The sequence below is a fragment of the Streptomyces sp. NBC_00887 genome (genome assembly GCF_045207585.1).
This window is the reverse complement of sequence record NZ_CP108788.1, coordinates 8,596,870-8,610,491: the sequence shown is the minus strand read 5'-3', so window position 1 is coordinate 8,610,491 and position 13,622 is coordinate 8,596,870. Positions and strand designations below refer to the sequence as shown.

Here is a 13,622-nt window from a genome sequence, read left to right as displayed (position 1 = left end):
TCCCCGTCGGCCCGTCGGCTCCGCTCGTGCGGAGGGTGCCCGGATGTCAGGCGTCGACCTTCTCCATGACCTCGTCGGAGACGTCGAAGTTGGCGAAGACGTTCTGCACGTCGTCGCTGTCCTCGAGCGCGTCGATGAGCTTGAAGATCTTGCGCGCGCCCTCTTCGTCGAGGTCGACCTGCATGGTGGGCAGGAAGTTGGCCTCGGCGGAGTCGTAGTCGATTCCCGCCTCCTGGAGCGCGGTGCGGACCGCGACCATGTCGGTGGCCTCGCTGACGACCTCGAAGGTCTCACCGAGGTCGTTGACCTCCTCGGCGCCCGCGTCGAGCACGGCGCCCAGGACGTCGTCCTCGGACAGCTCGCCCTTCGGGACGATGACGACGCCCTTGCGGTTGAACAGGTACGAGACGGAGCCGGGGTCGGCCATCGAGCCGCCGTTGCGGGTCATCGCGACACGTACGTCGGACGCCGCGCGGTTGCGGTTGTCGGTGAGGCACTCGATGAGCACCGCGACACCGTTGGGGCCGTAGCCCTCGTACATGATCGTCTCGTAGTCCGCGCCGCCCGCTTCGAGACCGCCGCCGCGCTTGACCGCGGAGTCGATGTTCTTGTTCGGGACGGAGCTCTTCTTCGCCTTCTGGATGGCGTCGACGAGCGTCGGGTTGCCTTCGGGGTCCACGCCGCCGGAACGGGCCGCAACCTCGATGTTCTTGATCAGCTTCGCGAAGAGCTTGCCGCGCTTGGCATCGATCACGGCCTTCTTGTGCTTCGTCGTAGCCCATTTAGAGTGGCCGGACATCTGCCTTCTCCTTCGCGTCACCAAAATCTGAACGAACCCGAGAGATCCTACCGGGATCGAGTCAGCACACTGCGCGCACCATGTCGACGAAGAGTGCGTGGACCCGGTGGTCCCCGGTCAGTTCGGGGTGGAATGACGTAGCCAGGGCGTTTCCCTGCCGTACGGCGACAATATGCCCGCCGTGTTCCGCGATGACTTCTGCCTCCGCCCCGACCGACTCGACCCAGGGCGCGCGGATGAACACGCCCTCGACCGGACCGTCCGCGATCCCGTCCACCTCGACGGCGGCTTCGAACGACTCGTTCTGCCGCCCGAAAGCGTTACGGCGCACGATCATGTCGATACCGCCGACCGTCTCCTGGCCCGAGCGGGGGTCCAGGATCTTGTCGGCGAGCAGGATCATCCCGGCGCAGGTGCCGTAGACGGGCATTCCGGCGGCGACCCGCTCGCGCAGCGGTTCCAGCATGCCGAACAGGACGGCCAGCTTGGACATCGTGGTGGACTCGCCACCGGGTATGACGAGCCCGTCGACCTCGGCGAGCTCCTCGGGACGCCGGACCGGCCTGGCCACGGCGTCCGCCGAGGCCAGGGCGATCAGATGTTCCCGTACGTCGCCCTGGAGAGCCAGGACTCCGATGACAGGGTTGTCGGTCATCAGTGGGTTACCAGCCGCGGTTGGCGTAGCGCTCGGCCTCGGGCAGCGTGTCGCAGTTGATGCCGACCATGGCCTCGCCCAGGTTGCGGGAGGCGTCCGCGATGACCTTCGGGTCGTCGTAGAAGGTGGTGGCCTTCACGATGGCGGCGGCGCGCTTGGCGGGGTCGCCGGACTTGAAGATGCCGGAGCCGACGAAGACGCCCTCGGCACCGAGCTGACGCATCAGGGCCGCGTCCGCGGGGGTGGCGACACCACCGGCGGAGAACAGGACGACGGGCAGCTTGCCGAGCTCGGCGACCTCCTTGACCAGCTCGTACGGGGCACGGAGGTCCTTGGCGGCGGCGTACAGCTCGTTGTTGTCGAAGCCGCGCAGGCGGGCGATCTCGTTCTTGATCTGGCGCAGGTGCCGGACCGCCTCGACGACGTTGCCGGTGCCGGCCTCGCCCTTCGAGCGGATCATCGCGGCACCCTCGGCGATGCGGCGCAGGGCCTCGCCCAGGTTGGTGGCACCGCAGACGAAGGGAGTGGTGAAGGCGAACTTGTCGCTGTGGTTGACCTCGTCGGCCGGGGTGAGGACCTCGGACTCGTCGATGTAGTCGACGCCGAGGGACTGCAGGACCTGGGCCTCGACGAAGTGGCCGATGCGGGACTTGGCCATGACGGGGATGGAGACGGCCTCGATGATCTCTTCGATCATGTTGGGGTCGGACATCCGGGCCACGCCGCCGTCCTTGCGGATGTCGGCCGGAACCCGCTCCAGGGCCATGACCGCCACGGCGCCCGCGTCCTCGGCGATCTTCGCCTGCTCGGCGTCGACGACGTCCATGATCACGCCGCCCTTGAGCTGCTCGGCCATGCCGCGCTTGACGCGGGCGGTGCCGGTGGCCGGGGACTCGGTGGACTGCGGGGTGCTGGGAAGCGTGGACACGGATCGACCTCACTGGGGGTGAAAAAGGAACGGGAGACTGCAGGCACGAGCAAACGCTCCGGGACCAGTCCACAGCAAGGGCCAATGGACACCCCGTGGATCGTTTTGTGCGCCGCCTCAGCTGCCGGGCCGGTCCGCCAGCGCGACCGGTGGCTCGTCGTCCATCTCGAAGGCGAGCGGGAACGGGGCGTGTCCGGCGAGCCGGAACAGTCGTACGGTCCGGTGCCTGCGCAGCGCGCGGGCGGCACGCACCGAGTCGTTGTGGAAGCGCCGGGCCATCGGGACCCGGCGCACGGCGGCGGCCAGTTCCTTCGCCGCGTCCTGTCCGCCGGGGAACTCCTTGAGGGCCTCGACCTGCGCCGTCTCGCCGAACACGGCCCGCAGCGCGGTGCTCAGCTCACTCTCGGAGACCTCGCGCTGCTCCTCCTCGGCCTGCCGTGCGGCGTGCGCCGCCTCGTACAGCACGATCGACGCCGCGGGATCCAGCACCCCGGCGGTGGCCAGTTCCTGGGTGACCGAGGCACGGCGCAACAACTGGGCGTCCAAGGCCGCCCGGGAAGCGTCGATACGGGCGTGGAGCCGGTCGAGCCGGCCGGCGGTCCAGCTGAGGTACAGGCCGATCGCGAGGAGCGCGACGGCAATCCAGATGAAGGTTTCGATCACGGGCGGCAAGGCTACCGTCGCCGGGTGCGCCCCCGGGCCGCCGGTGCGCCGTATCGGCCCGTGAGCCCGGCGTCAGTCCCTGGCCAGCCCGAACCGTGCGCGCAGGCCCGTGCGTTCGTCGGTGTCCACCGATGCGGCCCCGTCCGTGACCGTCTCGTACACGGCGAGGATGTCCGCGCCGACCGTCTCCCAGTCGAAGCGGCGCACGTGCGCGCTGCCCCGCTCCCTCAGACCGGCCCGTCGCTCCGGGTCGCCCAGCAGGCGGATCGCGGCCGCGGCGAGCGCGTCGGCGTCCTCGTTGGCGAAGAGGTCGCCCGCGGCCCCCTGGTCGAGCACCTGCGCGAACGCGTCGAGGTCGCTGGCGAGCACGGGTGCTCCCGCCGACAGGGCCTCGACCAGGATGATGCCGAAGCTCTCGCCGCCGGTGTTCGGCGCCACGTACACATCGACACTGCACAGCAGCCGCGCCTTGTCCTCGTCGCTCACCATGCCGAGGAACTCGACGCGCTCGCGCATCTCCTTCGGCAGTGAGGCGACCGCCTCCTCCTCGTCACCGCGGCCCGCGACCAGCAGGCGCGTCTCCGGGCGGGCGGCGAGGATCGCGGGGAGCGCCTTCATCAGGACGGGCAGCCCCTTGCGCGGTTCGTCGATGCGCCCTATGAAGCCGAGCGTGCCGCCCTGCCACTCGGCCTTCGGTTCGGCACCGGCGAAGAAGCCGACGTCCACGCCGTTGGGGATGACCACCGCGTCCCCGCCGAGGTGCTCGACCAGGGTGCGTCGCGCGTACTCGCTCACCGCGATCCGCGCGCTGATCTTCTCCAGCGCCGGCTGGAGGATCGGGTACGCGGCGATCATGGCCCGGGAGCGGGGGTTGGACGTGTGGAACGTGGCGACGATCGGCCCCTGCGCCGCCCAGCAGGCGAGCAGCCCGAGCGAGGGCGAGGTGGGCTCGTGGATGTGGATGACGTCGAAGGTGCCGTCGTGCAGCCAGCGGCGCACCCGCGCGGCGGACAGGAACCCGAAGTTCAACCGGGCCACCGAGCCGTTGTACGGGACGGGCACGGCACGGCCCGCGGACACCACGTACGGCGGCAGCGGCGTCTCGTCGTCCGCGGGCGCCAGCACCGAGACGTGATGGCCGAGGCGGATCAGGTGCTCGGCGAGGTCCCGGATGTGGAACTGCACCCCACCGGGGACGTCCCAGGAGTACGGGCAGACGATGCCGATCTTCACGGAGTTTCCCCCTGGGGGTCCAGATCGGAGATCCAGAGCCGCTGCAGCATGTGCCAGTCCTCCGGATGCTCGGCGATCCCGGTGGCGAAGGCATCGGCCAGCGCCTGTGTCATGGAGGACGTGTTCTCGGCGCGGGTACCTGTCCCGGGTGCGCCCACGGCCGGATGGATCTGCGCCTGCATGACGGACGTGCCGTCGTACCAGAGCGTGACGGGCAGCAGCAGCGCGCCGGTCTGCTGGGCCAGCAGCGCGGGTCCTGCGGGCATCCGCGCGGTGTCGCCGAAGAAGTTCACCTCGACACCGGACGCCGACAGGTCGCGGTCGGCGACCAGGCAGATCAGGCCGCCGGACCGCAGCCGCCTGGCCAGGGTCCCGAAGGCGGCCCCTCCGTTGTGCGGCAGGACCTCCATGCCCAGGCCCCGGCGGTAGGCCACGAACCGGTCGTACAGGGTCTCCGGCTTCAGCCGCTCGGCGACCGTCGTGAACGGCACCTTCAGGTCGGTGGTGACCCATGCGCCCGCCAGGTCCCAGTTCCCCAGGTGCGGCAGCGCGATGATGACCCCGTTCCCGGCGTCCATGCCTTCGGTGAGCCGGTGGACGTCCCGGACGTTGATGCTGTCCCTGATCCGCTGCGGACTCCAGGTCGGCAGCCGGAAGGACTCCATCCAGTAGCGCATGTAGGAGCGCATGCCGGCCTTCGACAGCTCGGCGAGACGGGCGGCGTCCGCGTCGGGAACCACCCTGGCCAGGTTCGACTCCAGCCGCAGCACCGACTTGCCCCGCCGCTTCCAGGCGTGGTCGGCGATGGTGCGGAAGAGCGCACGGGCGGCCGGTTCGGGCAGCTTCTTGACCGCGCCCCAGCCGAGCCCGTAGAGCCCGTCGGTGAGCCGTCCCCTGAGATCGGATCCGGTGCCGCTCACTGCGCGGCCTCGCTCCCCTGTTCCGCGGTCCCGCCCGCGGCGTCGGCCTCGGCCGACTCCCGGCGCACGGTCACCACCCGCTGGACCAGGGTCACCAGGCTGCCCACGGCAACGATCCACAGCGCGATCGGCAGCAGGATCTGGATCCCGGGCACGCCGAACCCGTGCAGGCCGGCCAGTCCGGCGGCGACCAGCGAGATCACCAGCCGTTCGGCGCGTTCCACCAGCCCGTTGACCGCGACCGGCAGGCCGATCGACTCACCGCGGGCCTTGGTGTACGAGACCACCTGGCCGCTGGCCAGGCAGAAGATCGCGACCGCACACAGCACGTTGTCGTCGCCGCTGCCCGCGTACCAGAGGGCGAACCCGGCGAAGATCGCCCCGTCCGCGACCCGGTCGAGCGTCGAGTCCAGGAACGCGCCCCACCGGCTGGAGATCCCGGCCTGCCGCGCCATGTTGCCGTCGACGAGATCCGAGAACACGAAGGCCGTGATCACGATCGTGCCCCAGAAGAACTCCCCCATCGGGAAGAAGACCAGCGCACCTGCCATCACTCCGGCCGTGCCGACGAGAGTGACCGCGTCGGGGCTGACCCCGAGGCGGAGCAGCAGAGCGGCGAACGGTGTGAGGACACGCGTAAAAAATGCACGCGCGTACTTGTTCAGCATGGCCTTCCCGAGGTTCGGTGGGCCGTGCGGCCACTTCGGCCACCGGCTGGCCCATCGTAGTCACGAGCCGTGCCGTCCCACGGCGGGGCACCCCGTCCCGGTGGGTCACCCGGAACTCACCGGCGTCGGGGTGCGACATATGGACGCGGCCCGGCGCGAGTGGAAAGCTCGAATGACGCGGGCGCTGCCGGAGCCGCGTCGGCTCCTCCTGCCCGTGACCCCCACTCCCCAGGGCCTCACAGCCCCACCGATCGGGAGGAACGCATCATGGGCGACAGGACGCATACACACACCGGGGCCGCCGGCAGAGCAGCGACGGCCGACCGGCCCGCTTCCGTACGGAACGTGGTACTGGTCGGCCACAGCGGCTCCGGCAAGACCACTCTGGTCGAGGCTCTCGCGCTCACGGCGGGAGCGGTCAACCGGGCCGGCCGGGTCGAGGACGGCGGGACCGTCTCCGACTACGACGAGATCGAGCAACGCCGACAACGTTCCGTACAGCTCTCGCTGGTCCCCGTCGAATGGGGCGGCTACAAGATCAATCTGCTGGACACCCCCGGCTACGCGGATTTCGTCGGGGAACTCAGGGCCGGTCTGCGCGCTGCGGACGCGGCCCTGTTCGTCGTCTCGGCGGCCCAGGAGGCCGACGCGGTCGCGGGCACCACCCGTGCGGTCTGGGAGGAGTGCGCCGCCGTCGGGATGCCGCGCGCGATCGTCGTCACGCACCTGGACACCGCCCGCACCTCCTTCGACGAGATGACCCGGGTCTGCGGCCGGCTCTTCGGCGGCGAGGACCCCGACGCCGTGCTTCCCCTCTATCTGCCGGTGCAGGGCCCCGAGGCCCCTGACGGGCACGCGCCGTTGACGGGCCTCACCGGACTGCTCACGCAGCGGATCTTCGACTACTCCTCCGGGGAGCGGAAGGAGAACCCGCCCGCGGGCGACGAGCGGGCACCGCTCCTGGCGGCACGCAACCGGCTCATCGAAGGGATCATCGCCGAGAGCGAGGACGAGACCTTGATGGACCACTACCTCGCCGGCGGCGACATCGACACCAAGACGCTCGTCGACGACCTGGAACGCGCCGTCGCACGCGGCGCCTTCCACCCCGTCCTCACCGCGGCCCCGGCCGTCGACGGCGCGCGTCAGGGGATCGGCACGGTCGAGCTCCTGGACCTGATCACCGGCGGCTTCCCCTCCCCCTCGAACGGACCCTCCCCGCCGTCACCACTCCCGAGGGCGCCCCGCGGCCCGCCCCGGTATGCGACCCGCAGGGGCCCCTGGTCGCCGAGGTGGTGAAGACGGCGTCCGACCCCTACGTCGGACGCGTCTCCCTCGTGCGCGTCTTCTCCGGCACCCTGCGCCCCGACGACACGGTGCACGTGTGCGGCCACGGCCTCACCGACCCGGGGCACGAGCCGCGCCCCTGCCACGACGCGGACGTACGGGTGGGCGCGCTCTCCTCCCCTTTCGGCAAGCAGCAGCGCCCCCTGGACCACTGCATCGCCGGAGACCTCGCGTCCGTCTCCAAGCTGGGCGGTGCCGAGACCGGGGACACGCTCTCCGGCACCGGGGATCCGCTGCTGATGGAGCCGTGGACCATGCCGGACCCGCTGCTGCCCCTGGCGGTGCGCGCGCACAGCAAGGCCGACGAGGACAAGCTCTCCCAGGGCCTGGCCCGGCTCGTCGCCGAGGATCCCACCCTGCGCCTGGAGCAGAACCAGGACACCCACCAGGTCGTCCTGTGGTGCATGGGAGAGGCCCAGGCGGACGTCGCGCTGGAGCGGCTGCGCAGCAGGTACGGCGTGCAGGTCGACGCCGTGGCCCACCGGGTGCCCCTGCGGGAGACGTTCGCGTCACGGACCGTCGGGCGGGGCCGCCACGTCAAGCAGTCGGGCGGCCACGGCCAGTACGCCATCTGCGAGATCGAGGTGGAGCCGCTGCCTCCCGGTACGGGCATCGAGTTCGTCGACAAGGTGGTGGGCGGCGCGGTGCCGCGCCAGTTCATCCCGTCCGTCGAGAAGGGCGTGCGCGCCCAGGCGGCCCGCGGCGTCGCGGCGGGGCACCCGCTCGTCGACGTCCGCATCACCCTGCTCGACGGGAAGTCGCACTCGGTCGACTCGTCCGACGCCGCTTTCCAGACCGCCGGCGCCCTGGCACTGCGTGAGGCGGCCACCGACACCCGCATCCAGCTCCTCGAACCGGTCGCCGAGGTCCGGGTGCTGGTCCCCGACGACTACGTGGGGGCCGTCATGAGCGATCTCGCCGGCCGGCGCGGCAGGGTGGTCGGCACCGAGCAGGCGGCCGGGGAGCAGACCCTCGTACGCGCCGAGGTGCCCGAGATCGAGATCGGCAGGTACGCGGTCGATCTACGCTCCCTGTCGCACGGCACCGGACGATTCGACCGGGCGTACGCCCGGCACGAGGCCATGCCACCCCAACTCGCCGACCGCATCCGCAAAGAGCAGGAAAACGGCACAGACGTCACCTAGCTGACCGGAATTGACACCTGCCAACCCGCCCCGGCCCCCACAGCCGGGCGGCGTCGCGATCCGGACGATACGCTGTGGTCCCAGCTCAGAAGGTGTGCGACGTACGGTAGTTGGGAAAGCCGCAGGAGCAGACCAGGCGTCAAGTGGGGGCGGCAGAGTGGCCAGCAACGGATTCGATTTCTCTCCCGGCGCGCAGATCCCTGTCCAGGGCTCGGCCGGACAGGCGGTGGCGACCAACGCCCTCGCCTCCGCCGCATACCGCGACAGCGATGTGTCGGAGATCCTCAAGGCCAACAGCGAGTGGCACAAGTCCGAGGTGAAGCCGGGCGACTCCAAGCTCTTCAAGTCCGACTACTTCAAGCCGAATCTCGGTGAGGCGTTCTCCCGCGCCGTCCAGGAACGCACGCTCGGGGGCGACCGCAAGGCACTCATCCAGTCGTTCGGCACCGACCCGCAGACCGTCGTCGAGCACTGCCTGTCCGCCACCCGGCTGCGCAAGGCGCGCGACACCCGGCTGACCCTGGTGACGGCTCTCTTCGGCTTCGCGTTCCTGCCCGGACTGATCCTGTGGGTCCTGGCCTTCCGGCTACGTGACTCCCTCAACAACTCCAAGGACAAGGTCTTCCAGTCCCTGGGCGGCGTCCTGCTCGTCGCCGTCGGCGTCATCGCCATCATCTTCCTGGTCGCCATGCCGGTCACCGGACTCCTGGCCCTCTATCTCCGCGCCATGGTCGTCGCCCCGGTCATCGGCTGGTTGCTCGCCAAGCGGATCGCGGAGACGTCCGCCAAGGACATGCGCGACCGCTGGGAGGGGCTCCTCTCCGGCACCGGCGTCAGGGCCAAGATCCCCGAGGCCGTACCGAAGAACCCCAACGAGACGGCCCGCGAAGCCCTGCGCCAGGGCCTGGAGAAGCTCTCCGCCGAACAGCAGTCCAACGCGGTCTTCTACGCCGGCCCCAAGGGCATCCTCGGCATGGGCACCCGCTGGGGCAGCTGGCAGCTCGCCGAGGAGCTCGTACCCAAGGACCCCGCCAAGGAGATCCACCAGTTCCGCAGCTGGGACCTGATAAGGGTCATCCACGACCAGCTCAAGATGCTGGAGCGCGGCCCGCTGAACACCGGAGGCTTCCCCACTCCCTCCGTCAAGCACTGGATCGTGTCGCCCGTCGGTGAGAACGCCGACTCCGTCTCGCGCCCCGCGGGCGAGGACGTCGCCACCTTCCAGGTCAAGCCGCACGAGATACAGCGGATCTGCAACCACCAGCAGTTCGGCAGCGGGGACCGGCACTACCTGGGCGTCCAGTTCACCCTCTGGGACGGCCAGTTGGTGATCACCATGCTGATCACCGTCACCGTGCTCCACGAGACCCTGCGGATCGAGGTCACCGGACACGCCCTTGGGCCGGTCCACTCCCTCTTCCTCTCCAAGCCGGAGGCCAAGACGAAGACGGTGAAGAAGGCCGTCAAGTTCTGGGAGACCCGCAAGGTCACGCTCCCCCTCGTCAAGGCGAAGGAAGTCGTCAGGCTCGCGCTGCGTGCCCCGTTCACCTGGTACCCGCCGCTGCTCGACTACCTCGGAGGCAAGATCGTCCTGCCCGAGCCCTTCGGCCTGCGCCACGCCTGGGCCGCCAAGCCGTGGGGCCACCGCTTCATGGCCGACGACGCCATGCGGGCGGCCACCCCCGTCCTGCGATCCGTGCACTCCGCCGCCATGCGGGTCCTGAAGGAGAACGGCGTCGACACCGAACGCTTCGACAACCGATCCATGATCCTCAGCGGTCTCGTCCAGGACCCGGCACCGCGGAAGGCCGACGTCTACGACGCGTGACGGCACGACCGTGGGCGCCCCCGGCCACCCGGCCGCGGGCGCCCACGCGTGCGATGCGGGGAGAACTCAGCCGGAGGGCTGCTCGGCCGGCCACACACCGGCCAGCATCGCCCGGGTGTCCCCGAGCAGCTGGGGCAGCACCTTCGTGTGGGCGACGACCGGCATGAAGTTGGTGTCCCCGCCCCAGCGCGGCACCACGTGCTGGTGCAGGTGCGCGGCGATTCCCGCCCCGGCCTCCGCACCCTGGTTCATCCCGATGTTGAACCCGTGTGCTCCGGATGCCGCCCGCAGCGCGACCATCGCCCGCTTGGTGAAGTCGGCGAGTTCGGCCGTCTCCGGACCGTCCAGCTCCGTGTAGTCCGCGACGTGCCGGTACGGCACGACCATCAGGTGCCCGCCGTTGTACGGGTACAGATTGAGCACGGCGTAGACCTTCTCGCCGCGCGCGACGACGAGCCCGTCCTCGTCCGACTTGGAGGGAATGACGCAGAACGGACAGCCGTCCTCGGCCCCCGGACCGTTCGGCTTGTTCTCACCCTGGATGTAGGCCATCCGGTGGGGCGTCCACAGGCGCTGGAACGCGTCGGGCGTCCCCACTCCGATCTGCTGCTCCGGCTCACTCGTCATGCCGGTCAGCATATTGCTTCACCCCGGCGGAGCGTGTCGCCGGGGCCCGGCCGGGCAGCGCACCGCGATGCTGGGGCCATGAGCGCCCCTTCCGACTCTTCCGTACCCGTCCGGCTCACGGAATGGGAGCAGCGCACGGAGGTCCCGCTCTTCGTCGCGGCGCTGGTCTTCCTCACCGGCTACGCGGTACGCGTCCTGGCCCCCCACGACAGTGAACCGTGGCCCGACATCGCCCTCGCCCTGGTCGCCGCCACCTGGCTGCTCTTCGCGGTGGACTACGGCGTACGGCTCCGCCTCAGCGGCCTGGGCCGGCACTTCGTACGCACCCACGTGCTGGACACCGTGGTACTCGCGCTGCCCCTGCTGCGCCCCCTGCGTGTGGTCCAGATCTACACGGCGGTCCAGAAGCGCCGGGACGAGCCGCGGCTGAGCCTGTACGCCCGTGTGATCGCCTACGCGGGGCTCACGACCGTGCTGCTCGGCTTCTCGGCGTCGCTCGCCGTGTACCACCTGGAGCACACGGCCCCGGACGCCAGCATCCGTACGTTCGGCGACGCGGTGTGGTGGGCGTGCGCGACGCTCACGACGGTGGGGTACGGGGACGCCGTGCCGATCACGTTCGGCGGCCGGGTCGTCGCGACGGGACTGATGGTCTGCGGGCTGGCCCTGCTGGGGGCGGTGACGGGCTCGTTCTCGTCGTGGCTGCTGCAGGTGTTCGCCCGGGAGGACGAGAAGAGGCCCTCGGGGAGCGCGTAGCTCACCGGGGGCCTCTCCTCAGGCAGGATCACACCTGGACGCGTCGCTCCACCACGTCGACGAGCTTGGCGATCGCTTCGTCGCGGGCGATGCCGTTCTCCTGCGAACCGTCGCGGTAGCGGAAGGACACCGTGCCCGCGTTCATGTCCTCGTCACCGACGATGATCATGAACGGCACCTTGGCGCGCTGGTGGTTGCGGATCTTCTTCTGCATGCGGTCCGAAGAAGCGTCCACCTCGACCCGCAGGCCCTTCTTCCGTGCCTCGGCGGCGAACTCCTGGAGGTACGGGATGTGGGTGTCACCGATCGGGATGCCGACCGCCTGGACCGGGGCCAGCCATACCGGGAACGCACCCGCGTAGTGCTCGAGCAGCACCGCGAAGAAGCGCTCGATGGAGCCGAACAGCGCGCGGTGGATCATGACCGGGCGCTGCTTGGTGCCGTCCGGGCCGGTGTACTCCAGGTCGAAGCGCTCCGGCAGGTTGAAGTCGAGCTGCACGGTCGACATCTGCCAGGTACGGCCGATGGCGTCCTTGCACTGCACCGAGATCTTCGGGCCGTAGAACGCGGCGCCGCCCGGGTCGGGGACGAGGGGCAGGCCCTGCTTCTCGGCGACCTGGCGCAGCGTCTCGGTGGCCTCTTCCCAGACCTCGTCGGAGCCGACGAACTTCTCCGGGTCCTTGGTGGAGAGCTCCAGGTAGAAGTCGGTCAGCCCGTAGTCGCGCAGGAGGTTCAGGACGAAGGTGAGCGTCCGGTCGAGCTCCTCCGCCATCTGCTCCTTGGTGCAGTAGATGTGCGCGTCGTCCTGGGTGAAGCCGCGCGAGCGGGTCAGCCCGTGGACGACACCCGACTTCTCGTACCGGTACACCGTGCCGAACTCGAAGAGCCGCAGCGGAAGTTCGCGGTAGGAACGGCCTCGCGCGTCGAAGATCAGGTTGTGCATCGGGCAGTTCATCGGCTTGAGGTAGTAGTCCACCCCGTCGTCGAGCTGCATGGGCGGGTACATGCCGTCGGCGTACCAGTCCAGGTGACCCGACTTCTCGAAGAGCTTGCCCTTGGTCGCGTGGGGGCTGTAGACGAACTCGTAGCCCTCCTCCTCGTGGCGGCGCCGCGAGTAGTCCTCCATGGCCCGGCGGATGACGCCGCCCTTGGGGTGGAAGACGGCGAGGCCGGGGCCGATCTCGTCGGGGAAGGAGAAGAGGTCCAGCTCGTTGCCGAGCTTGCGGTGGTCGCGCTTGGCGGCCTCCTCCAGGAACTCCAGGTGCGCCTTGAGCTCGTCCTTGGTGGGCCACGCGGTGCCGTAGATGCGCTGCAGCATGGGGTTCTTCTCGCTGCCCCGCCAGTACGCCGCGGCGTTCCGCATCAGCTTGAACGCCGGGATGAACCGGGTGGTGGGCAGGTGGGGACCGCGGCAGAGGTCCTTCCAGCACAGCTCGCCGGTCTTGGCGTCGAAGTTGTCGTAGATGGTCAGCTCGCCGCCGCCCACCTCGACGTCCGCGCCGTCGTCCGAGGAGGCCGAGCCCTTGATGCCGATGAGCTCCAGCTTGTACGGCTCGTCGGCGAGCTCCTCACGGGCGGCCTCGTCGGTGACCACCCGGCGGGAGAACCTCTGCCCCCGCTTCTGGATCTCCTGCATCTTCTTCTCGATGGCCTTGAGGTCCTCGGGCGTGAACGGCTTCTCGACGTCGAAGTCGTAGTAGAAGCCGTCCTTGACCGGCGGGCCGATGCCCAGCTTGGCGTCGGGGTGCAGCTCCTGCACGGCCTGGGCCATCACGTGCGCGGTGGAGTGCCGCAAGATGTTGAGGCCGTCCTCGGAGGAGATCTCGACGGGCTCGACGACTTCGCCGTCCTTGAGCTCGTACGCGAGGTCCCGCAGCTCCCCCTCGACCCGTGCGGCGACGACGGTGCGCTGTCCGGGGAAGAGCTCGCCGGCCGTCGTTCCCGTCGTCACCACGTGCTCTTCCCGCTCGGAATCGCGTTGGATGATCACACGGACGTCTGACACCGGTCTCTCCTGACTGAGGGGGTGCGTCGCATTCCTCTGCGCGCAAGA

At 69.8% G+C, this 13,622-nt stretch carries 11 protein-coding genes and 1 pseudogene; 3 read left to right on the top strand and 9 right to left on the bottom strand.

Translation table 11 applies throughout. From position 1 onward, the window contains the following. Positions 1-46: 46 nt before the first annotated feature. From OG844_RS39345 to pgsA, 7 genes are all read right to left on the bottom strand, one after another. Entirely contained in the window at positions 47-799 is a 753-nt protein-coding gene (locus tag OG844_RS39345; protein WP_266929230.1) for a YebC/PmpR family DNA-binding transcriptional regulator, read from the bottom strand. A gap of 61 nt (positions 800-860) precedes the next feature. Next, entirely contained in the window at positions 861-1,454 is a 594-nt protein-coding gene (pdxT, locus tag OG844_RS39340; protein WP_406388662.1) for a pyridoxal 5'-phosphate synthase glutaminase subunit PdxT, read from the bottom strand. Between the two features lie 7 nt (positions 1,455-1,461). Next, the gene (gene pdxS / locus OG844_RS39335; RefSeq protein ID WP_406388663.1) at positions 1,462-2,382 is read right to left on the bottom strand and encodes a pyridoxal 5'-phosphate synthase lyase subunit PdxS; all 921 of its coding nucleotides are present in this window, start codon (positions 2,380-2,382) and stop codon (positions 1,462-1,464) included. A gap of 117 nt (positions 2,383-2,499) precedes the next feature. Further along, positions 2,500-3,045 (bottom strand): hypothetical protein, encoded by a 546-nt coding sequence (locus OG844_RS39330; protein ID WP_329212905.1) that lies wholly within the window; start codon positions 3,043-3,045, stop codon positions 2,500-2,502. A gap of 72 nt (positions 3,046-3,117) precedes the next feature. After that, a complete protein-coding gene (locus tag OG844_RS39325) occupies positions 3,118-4,278 on the bottom strand; it encodes a glycosyltransferase family 4 protein (RefSeq protein ID WP_406388664.1) in 1,161 nt (386 codons plus the stop codon). Beyond that, positions 4,275-5,198: a phosphatidylinositol mannoside acyltransferase gene (locus tag OG844_RS39320; protein ID WP_406388665.1), complete on the bottom strand. Its 924-nt coding sequence runs from the start codon at positions 5,196-5,198 to the stop codon at positions 4,275-4,277. Before OG844_RS39320 ends, OG844_RS39325 begins: the two co-directional genes overlap by 4 nt. Beyond that, positions 5,195-5,866 (bottom strand): phosphatidylinositol phosphate synthase, encoded by a 672-nt coding sequence (gene pgsA, locus OG844_RS39315; protein WP_406388667.1) that lies wholly within the window; start codon positions 5,864-5,866, stop codon positions 5,195-5,197. Before pgsA ends, OG844_RS39320 begins: the two co-directional genes overlap by 4 nt. Positions 5,867-6,133: 267 nt before the next feature. Here pgsA and OG844_RS39310 point away from each other — a divergent pair. Both OG844_RS39310 and OG844_RS39305 read left to right on the top strand, forming a co-directional pair. Then, a pseudogene (locus OG844_RS39310) lies at positions 6,134-8,358 on the top strand (elongation factor G-like protein EF-G2). 157 nt (positions 8,359-8,515) lie between these two features. Further along, positions 8,516-10,186 (top strand): hypothetical protein, encoded by a 1,671-nt coding sequence (locus OG844_RS39305; RefSeq protein WP_406388671.1) that lies wholly within the window; start codon positions 8,516-8,518, stop codon positions 10,184-10,186. A 66-nt stretch (positions 10,187-10,252) separates the two neighbouring features. Here OG844_RS39305 and OG844_RS39300 read toward each other — a convergent pair whose 3' ends face one another. Then, on the bottom strand, positions 10,253-10,825 hold the full coding sequence (locus OG844_RS39300) for an HIT domain-containing protein (protein WP_329212899.1): 573 nt from the start codon (positions 10,823-10,825) through the stop codon (positions 10,253-10,255). Positions 10,826-10,891: 66 nt separating this feature from the next. On the opposite strand from OG844_RS39300, the gene OG844_RS39295 reads away from it, so the two are divergent. Further along, a complete protein-coding gene (locus OG844_RS39295; protein WP_406388672.1) occupies positions 10,892-11,569 on the top strand; it encodes a potassium channel family protein in 678 nt (225 codons plus the stop codon). Between the two features lie 28 nt (positions 11,570-11,597). Here OG844_RS39295 and thrS read toward each other — a convergent pair whose 3' ends face one another. Next, entirely contained in the window at positions 11,598-13,574 is a 1,977-nt protein-coding gene (gene thrS, locus OG844_RS39290) for a threonine--tRNA ligase (protein WP_351180501.1), read from the bottom strand. Between the last annotated feature and the right edge of the window lie 48 nt (positions 13,575-13,622).